Origin of the sequence: Streptomyces sp. NWU339, assembly GCF_003143855.1 — a bacterium.
Lineage (GTDB): Bacteria > Actinomycetota > Actinomycetes > Streptomycetales > Streptomycetaceae > Streptomyces.
Map to the genome: position 1 here is coordinate 1 of NZ_QFRK01000101.1, position 7,370 is coordinate 7,370.

Genomic DNA, 7,370 nt, shown 5'->3' on the forward strand with positions numbered 1-7,370 from the left:
GGGATACACCGTCGTCGCGAACGACGGCACCATCGGCCATGTGGACCGGCAGGCCGACCACCACTCCATGCGGCACCTGGTCGTCGACACCGGCGTCTGGGTGTTCGGCCGGAGCCTTCTCGTGCCGGTCGGCGTCATCACCGCCGTCGACACCGGCGAGCGGAGGATAACGGTGTCCTGCACGAGGGCGGAAGTGAAGGCGGCGCCCCGGTTCAGGACCGACAGCGAGACCATGGACCCCGGGTACCTSACGGCGATCACCAGGGCAGGAAGACATGGATGTCCTTGCCGTGGTCGGTGCCGACGACGCTGACCTGGTCGCACAGCGTGTGAATCAGATGCCAGCCGATCCCGCCCCCGCCGCGGCTGGGCCGGAAGGGCCGGGGTGCGGGCGTGGTGGTGCTTGTGTCGTGCATCACCACATGCACCCCGTCGAACGTCCGGCGCAACCGCATCTCGAAGGGGCCCGGCGCGTACTGGACCGCGTTGGCTGCCAGTTCCGTGACCACCAGGAGGATGTCGTCCCAGTGCTCCGGAGCCGTCGGCGCGGACACGCGGGCCAGGTCGAAGAGGAACTCCTCCGCCACCAGGCGTGCGTCGGTGACGTCGTGCAGCTCCCCGTGGAAGCCGGCGACGCGGTCCGTGATCTCCTCGGCGGCCAGTGACTTGTCCCTGCGCGGCTCGGATGCCATGTCGCCTTCCCTGCCCCGGATTCGACGGGCAGCCGTTCGTGTGGCTGGTTTCTTTTCCTTCGTCTCCCTGCTCTGTGGGTTCCCGGGTCGGCGGAGCCTACGCGCCCGTATGTCCGTGCGCGGTGGATGACACCCACGTCACTTCGGCGCCGCGTGCCGCGCGGTCAGCGGAAGACGTTGTCCGAGTCGTCCCAGACCGACGGCTCCTCCGGCGCCGGGGCCCGTTTCGGACGCGAACGCGAGTGGTACATCGCGTCGATCTCCAGCGCGTGGCGTCGCACGATCTCGTCCCGGCGCAGTTTCATCGACGGCGTCAGCAGCCCGTTGGTCACGTCGAAGGGCTCCGCCAGCACCCGGAACACCCGGATCGACTCCGAACGCGACACACTGCTGTTCGCCGCGGCGACCGCCCGCGCGATCTCCTCGTGCAGCGCGTTCTCCTCCCGGGCCTCCCGGGTCGGCGCGTCGCCCGGCAGGGAGAGAGCCGCCCGCCAGTGCGTCAGGAACTCCGGGTCCAGGGTGATCAGCGCCCCCACACAGGGCCGGTCGTCGCCCACGACGACGGCCTGGTGGACGAGAGGGTGCATCCGCAGCCGCTGCTCCAGGGCTGCGGGCGCGACACTCTTGCCGCTGCTGGTGATGATGATGTCCTTCTTGCGGCCGGTGATCGTCAGATAGCCCTCCGAGTCCACCCGGCCCAGGTCACCCGTGGCCAGCCAGCCGCCGGCCAGCGCGGTCAGGGTGGCGGCCTCGTCGCCCAGGTAACCCTGGAACACCGACGGCCCGCGCACCAGGATCTCCCCGTCCTCGGCCACCCTGATCTCGCTGCCCGGCAGCGCCCGCCCGACGGTGCCGGACTTCTCCCTGCCGAGCGGCTGCATCGTCACACCGCCACCGGTCTCGGTGAGCCCGTAGCCGTCGTGGACGTAGATGCCGATGCCCTCGTAGAAGAGGGACAGGTCCCGGTTGAGGGCCGAGCCGCCCGAGGTGGCCCTGCGTATCCGGCCGCCCAGCGCGGCCCGCAGCTTGCGGTAGACCGTGCGCTCGTACAGGGAGTGCTGCAGCCGCAGGTCGAGGCCGGGCCCCGGGCCCCGGCCCAGCCGTTGCCGCTCCACGGCGGCAGCGAAGTCGCGGGCCGTGTCGGCGGCCCGCTCGAACAGCGCTCCGCGCCCGGCCTGCTGGGAGGCGCGCAGGAAGTTCTTGTAGATCTTCTCCAGCAGGGAGGGGACCGCGTACAGATAGGTGGGCCGCAGGGTGCGCAGGGCCGAGGAGAGGGATTCCGTGCTGGTGTCGGGTTCGTGCCCCATCAGCAGCCCGCCGCGCACGCACAGGCCCTGAATCATCAGCCCGTACACATGGGAGAACGGCAGGTAGGCGAGGACCACGGGCTGCTCTCCCGGCGGCGCAGCCGTGTGGGCCCAGCCCGCCAGCAGGGTGTCGCAGGGGGCGGCCAGGTTGCGGTGGCTCAGGGCGCACCCCATCGCGTGCCCCGAGGTGCCGGAGGTGTAGGCGATCACGGCGGTGGAGTCCGGTAGTACGATCCGGCGCAGCGAGTCGACCATGGCCGCCGGTATGTACTCGCCGCGCGCCACCAGCTGGTCCAGTGCCCCCGAGTCCAGCTGCCAGACGTGCCGCAGCAGCGGCAGCGCGGCGCACACGGACCCGACGGTCATCACCCCCTGCTCGTCCTCGACCATCACGGCCACGCAGCCGGAGTCCCGGAGGATCCACTCCACCTGGTCGCGTGAGGAGGACGGATAGACGGGGACGACCTCGGCGCCCACGGTCCACAGCGCGTAGCACAGGACCGTCCACTCGTAGCGGGTGCGCGCCATGATCGCCACGCGGTCGCCCGGGGACAGCCCCGAGGCGACCAGCCCCTTGGCCAGGTCGACGACCTGGTCGCGGAACTCCAGCGCGGTGATCTCCTCCCAGGTCGTGGAGGCCGGGCCGGTGCGGCGGGCGAGCATCGGCAGGGTGGGGCTCTCGGCGGCCGTCTCGAAGAGACTGTCCGCGAGGCCGCCCGTCAGGGGCGAGGCGGCCCAGGGAGCGAGAGCGGGGTCGCGCATGCACTGCTCCTGACATGTACGGGCTGTGACTCGGCCGACGAGCAGAGTCATCGGCGGTGCCTGAATGTAGCCGAGCCGGGGCGTTCCGGGGCCGGGATCGCGGGAAGTGTGGCCACACCGATGATCTCGGAGCTTCCCGTGCCCCCGGACCGCACGTGAGCCGCACGGTTCGGCGGCTCCGGACCGGGGCGTACGCATGGTTCCGGACGGGACGCACACGTGACCCCGGACGGAGCCGGTGGTGGTGATCATCACGCCCGTGTATACCGCACACGGCCGGTCGGGGCGTCGCCGGGCCCTCCCTTACGGACCGTCAGGGAGCGTTGTACCCATGTCGGTTGCCGTCCGGCACGGGTACGGAGCCGGGTGCCGCCGGGTTTCACGGGACGTCGGGCACCAGCCACACCGTCGCGAGGGGCGGGAGCGTGATCCGGACGCAGCCGTCCTCGGGCTTGACCGGGTCCGGGTTGGTGACGTCACCGCCGCCGTACCGGGCCGCGTCCGTGTTGAGGACCTCCTGCCAGGCGGTCACGTCGTCGGGCACGCCGAGCCGGTACCCGTGCCGGACGACCGGGGAGAAGTTCGACACCGAGAGCAGCGGCCGCCCCTCGGTGTCGAACCGCAGGAACGCGAACACGTTGTCCTCGGCCGCGTCCACCGAGACCCAGCGGAAGCCCGCCGGGTCGGTGTCCCGCTGCCACAGCGCGCCCGTCGCGCGGTAACGGGTGTTGAGGTCACGCACCAGGTCCTGTACCCCGCGGTGGTCGCCCGCCGAGTGGTACGCGTCGTCCAGCAGCCACCACTCGGGGCCGTGCCGCTCGGACCATTCGGCGCCCTGCGCGAACTCCTGCCCCATGAACAGCAGTTGCTTGCCCGGGTGGGCCCACATGAAGCCGAGATAGGCCCGGGTGTTCGCCCGGCGCTGCCACCAGTCGCCGGGCATCTTCGACACCAGGGCCTGCTTGCCGTGCACGACCTCGTCGTGCGAGATCGGCAGCACGTAGTTCTCGCTGTAGGCGTACACCATCGAGAACGTCATCTCGTGGTGGTGGTACTTGCGGTGGACCGGCTCGTGGGAGACGTACTCGAGTGAGTCGTGCATCCAGCCCATGTTCCACTTCAGGCCGAACCCCAGCCCACCGGTGTCGGTGGGCCGGGTCACCCCGCCCCACGCGGTCGACTCCTCCGCGATCGTCACCACGCCGGGGCAGCGCCGGTACACGGTCGCGTTCATCTCCTGCAGGAACGCCACCGCGGCCAGGTCCTCCCGGCCGCCGTGCACATTGGCCTCCCACTGACCGGAGTCCCGTGAGTAGTCCAGGTAGAGCATGGAGGCGACGGCGTCCACGCGCAGCCCGTCGATGTGGAACTCCTCGCACCAGTACACGGCGTTGGCGACCAGGAAGTTGCGCACCTCGGTCCGGGCGAAGTCGAACGTGTACGTCCCCCAGTCCGGGTGCTCCGCCCGCCGGGCGTCCCCGGGCTCGTACAGCGGGTCCCCGTCGAACCGGGCCAGCGCCCAGTCGTCCTTCGGGAAGTGGGCCGGCACCCAGTCCATGATCACGCCGATCCCGGCCCGGTGCAGGGCGTCGATCAGGTACCTGAAGTCGTCGGGCGAGCCGAGGCGTGAGGTCGGCGCGTAGAACCCGGTGACCTGGTATCCCCAGGACGGACCGTAGGGGTGCTCGGCGACCGGCATCAGCTCGACATGGGTGAACCCGAGGTCCTTGACGTACGCGGGCAGTTCGTCGGCCAGTTGACGATAGGTCAGGCCCGGCCGCCAGGAGGGCAGATGCACCTCGTACACCGAGAACGGCGCCTCGTGCACGGGCACCCGGGCCCGCCGCTCCAGCCACTCGGCGTCGTCCCAGGTGTGGCGCGAGGACGTCACGATCGACGCCGTGTTCGGCGGTTCCTCCGCGAGGCGCGCCATCGGGTCCGCCTTGAGGGCGAGGTGACCGTACCGGGAGTGCACCTCGAACTTGTAGCGGGCGCCCTCGCCGATCCCCGGCAGGAACAGCTCCCACACCCCGGAGGAACCGAGCGAGCGCATCGGGAACGCCGTGCCGTCCCAGCAGGTGAAGTCCCCGGCGACCCGCACCCCCTGCGCGTTCGGCGCCCACACGGTGAAGCGGGTGCCGCTCACGCCCTGATGGGTCATGGGGTGCGCGCCGAGCGCCGTCCACAGCTCCTCGTGGCGCCCCTCGGCGATCAGATGCAGGTCGAGCTCGCCGAGCGCGGGCAGCATCCGGTACGGGTCGTGCACCTCCACGGCGTCCTCGTCCCCGTACGCCACCGCCAGGGTGTACGCGGGGATCGCGTCCAGTGGCAGGACCACGGAGAACAGGCCGTCGCCCTCCGAGGTGAGCGGGACACGCTCGCCGCCGGTGACCACGCTCACCGCCCGCGCGAAGGGGCGCAGCGCCCGGAAGGCGATGCCGCCCGGCACCGGGTGCGCGCCGAGCAGCGCGTGAGGATCGTGGTGGGCGCCCGCCAGCAGGCGCCCCCGGTCGGTGGGATCGAGGGCGGGAGCGGTCCGGTGTGCCGCCGGAGCGGACGGGGCGGGCCCGGCCGACTCGGGAAGCGGGGTGTCGTGCAGGGCCACGGCTTCAGTCTCCTCTCACGGCGAGGCGCTCGATCGCCGCCATGGGTACGGGCAGCCAGTCGGGTCGGTGCCGGGCCTCGTACAGCACCTCGTACACGGCACGGTCCGTCTCGTAGGCGCGGAGCAGGCCGTGCTTCTTGCGCGGGTCCCAGCCGGAGCGCGCCGCGTAGCCCGCGCAGTAGGCCTCGCGGCAGCGGCGCGCCCACTCCGGGCGCCAGGGGTGCCGCTGGCGGGCGGCGTAGTCGAACGAGCGCAGCATCCCGGCGATGTCCCGCAGGGGGGAGTGGGCGCTGCGCCGTTCGGAGAGCGGCCGGGACGGCTCGCCCTCGAAGTCGATGACGAACCAGTCGCGTCCGGCCCGCAGCACCTGCCCGAGGTGCAGGTCACCGTGGATGCGCTGGGCGGCCGGGCCGGGGTCGCAGATCGCGAGCGCGGCGAACGCGGCCTTCAGGCCGGGCACGAACGGCTGGAGGACGGGGACGGAGTGCGCGGCGGCCGTCAGCCGCTCGGCCATCGCCGTCGCCGTCACTCCGTTCTCCCCGGGGCCACCGACGGGGAAGGCCGAGGCCAGTGCCAGGTGCACGTCCGCCGTGGCCCGGCCGAGGGCGTGCGACTGGGCGGTGAAATCGTCACCGGCGGCCAGTGCGTCCAGGGCCAGCGTCCAGCCGTCGGAGGCGTCCCGCAGGAACGGCTGGAGGACACCGAGCGTCGCCTTGAACGGATGCGTGGTACGCAACCAGGCCACCGGGGCGGGGACCCGGTGGCAGCCCTGCCGGGACAGCGCGCCCGGTACCTCCAGATCCGGGTTGACTCCGGGCTGGATCCGCCGGAAGACCTTCAGGATGAACTCCTCGCCGTACACCAGCGAGGAGTTGGACTGCTCGGCGTCCAACAGACGCGGTACCAGCCCGGCGCCGGGACCCGGCTGATCCGCGTCGCACTCGAAGTGCAGGGGGCCGGTCGTGCCGGGGTACCGCAGCCGTTCCAGGAGCAGCTGGGCCGACCGGGGGTCGTGGAGGGCGTCGTAGACCGTCCGTCCGGCCAGCGGCCCGTCCTGCACCCTGCCGATGAGCGCCCGGCCGAGGCGCGGCGACGGGCGCTCCCGCACGCCGAGGAGGAGTTGGTAGCAGTCACCGGCCGGGGGAGTGTTGCCGGGGGAGGGCACGCCGCCGTGGCCCGCGTGGATCAGCAGGTGCAGACAGCCCGGGAACAGCTCGGTCATCGACAGCACATGGAGGTCGGTGACGGGGCGGTCCTTGCCGGCGAACCAGCGCTGCTCCGGCAGCCACTCGCGCAGCAGCCCGGTGAACGACTCCATGGACCCGGCGGGTGCGCTGCGCGGACGCAGGAATGCGGTCTTCGTCATGGTGACGCCCCCTTTCGTCGGCGCACGCTCACAGTCGTCGGCCGATGCGGGATCGGGATGCGGTTCGGGCGAGCCGGAACCAGTAGAAGCCGTGGCCCCCCAGGGTCAGCAGATACGGCAGTTCGCCGATGGCCGGGAAGCGCACCCCGCCGAACAGCTCGACCGGATGACGGCCCCCGAAGGCGCGCAGGTCGAGCTCGGTGGGCTGCGCGAAGCGGGAGAAGTTGTTCACGCACAGCACCAGGTCGTCCCCGCCGCTCCCGTCCGGGGGGGCCTGGCGCAAGAAGGCCAGCACGGCCGGGTTGGAGGACGGCAGCTCGGTGTAGGAGCCCAGGCCGAAGGCGGGGTTCTGCTTGCGGATCTCGATCATGCGGCGGGTCCAGTGCAGCAGCGAGGACGGCGAGGCCATGGCCGCCTCGACGTTGCTGACCTGGTAGCCGTAGACCGGGTCCATGATGGTGGGCAAGAACAGCCGGCCCGGGTCCGCCGAGGAGAAGCCGGCGTTGCGGTCGGGGGTCCACTGCATCGGGGTGCGCACCGCGTCGCGGTCGCCGAGCCAGATGTTGTCGCCCATGCCGATCTCGTCGCCGTAGTAGAGGATCGGCGAGCCGGGCAGGGACAGCAGCAGGGCGGTGAAC

Annotated in this window: 6 protein-coding genes; 1 reads left to right on the plus strand and 5 read right to left on the minus strand. The window is 71.7% G+C overall.

What is annotated here, in order from left to right:
* The coding region (locus DIZ27_RS48195) for a PRC-barrel domain-containing protein (protein ID WP_109383684.1) at positions 1–313 on the plus strand (313 nt) is incomplete at its 5' end.
* Here DIZ27_RS48195 and DIZ27_RS42760 read toward each other — a convergent pair.
* The 5 genes from DIZ27_RS42760 to DIZ27_RS42780 all read right to left on the minus strand — a co-directional run.
* Positions 258–692: an ATP-binding protein gene (locus DIZ27_RS42760; protein WP_109383685.1), complete on the minus strand. Its 435-nt coding sequence runs from the start codon at positions 690–692 to the stop codon at positions 258–260. The two genes, DIZ27_RS48195 and DIZ27_RS42760, sit on opposite strands and share 56 nt — an antisense overlap.
* Positions 693–856: 164 nt before the next feature.
* Positions 857–2,761, minus strand: a complete 1,905-nt coding sequence (locus tag DIZ27_RS42765; RefSeq protein ID WP_109383686.1) for a long-chain fatty acid--CoA ligase — start codon at positions 2,759–2,761, stop codon at positions 857–859.
* 379 nt (positions 2,762–3,140) lie between these two features.
* Positions 3,141–5,366 carry a 1,4-alpha-glucan branching enzyme gene (glgB, locus tag DIZ27_RS42770; protein WP_109383687.1) on the minus strand — a complete coding sequence of 742 codons (2,226 nt, stop codon included), beginning with the start codon at positions 5,364–5,366 and terminating at the stop codon, positions 3,141–3,143.
* A gap of 4 nt (positions 5,367–5,370) precedes the next feature.
* The gene (locus DIZ27_RS42775) at positions 5,371–6,732 is read right to left on the minus strand and encodes a maltokinase (RefSeq protein WP_109383688.1); all 1,362 of its coding nucleotides are present in this window, start codon (positions 6,730–6,732) and stop codon (positions 5,371–5,373) included.
* A gap of 28 nt (positions 6,733–6,760) precedes the next feature.
* Positions 6,761–7,370: alpha-glucosidase C-terminal domain-containing protein (locus DIZ27_RS42780; protein WP_181383986.1), on the minus strand; the 610-nt coding region annotated here is incomplete at its 5' end.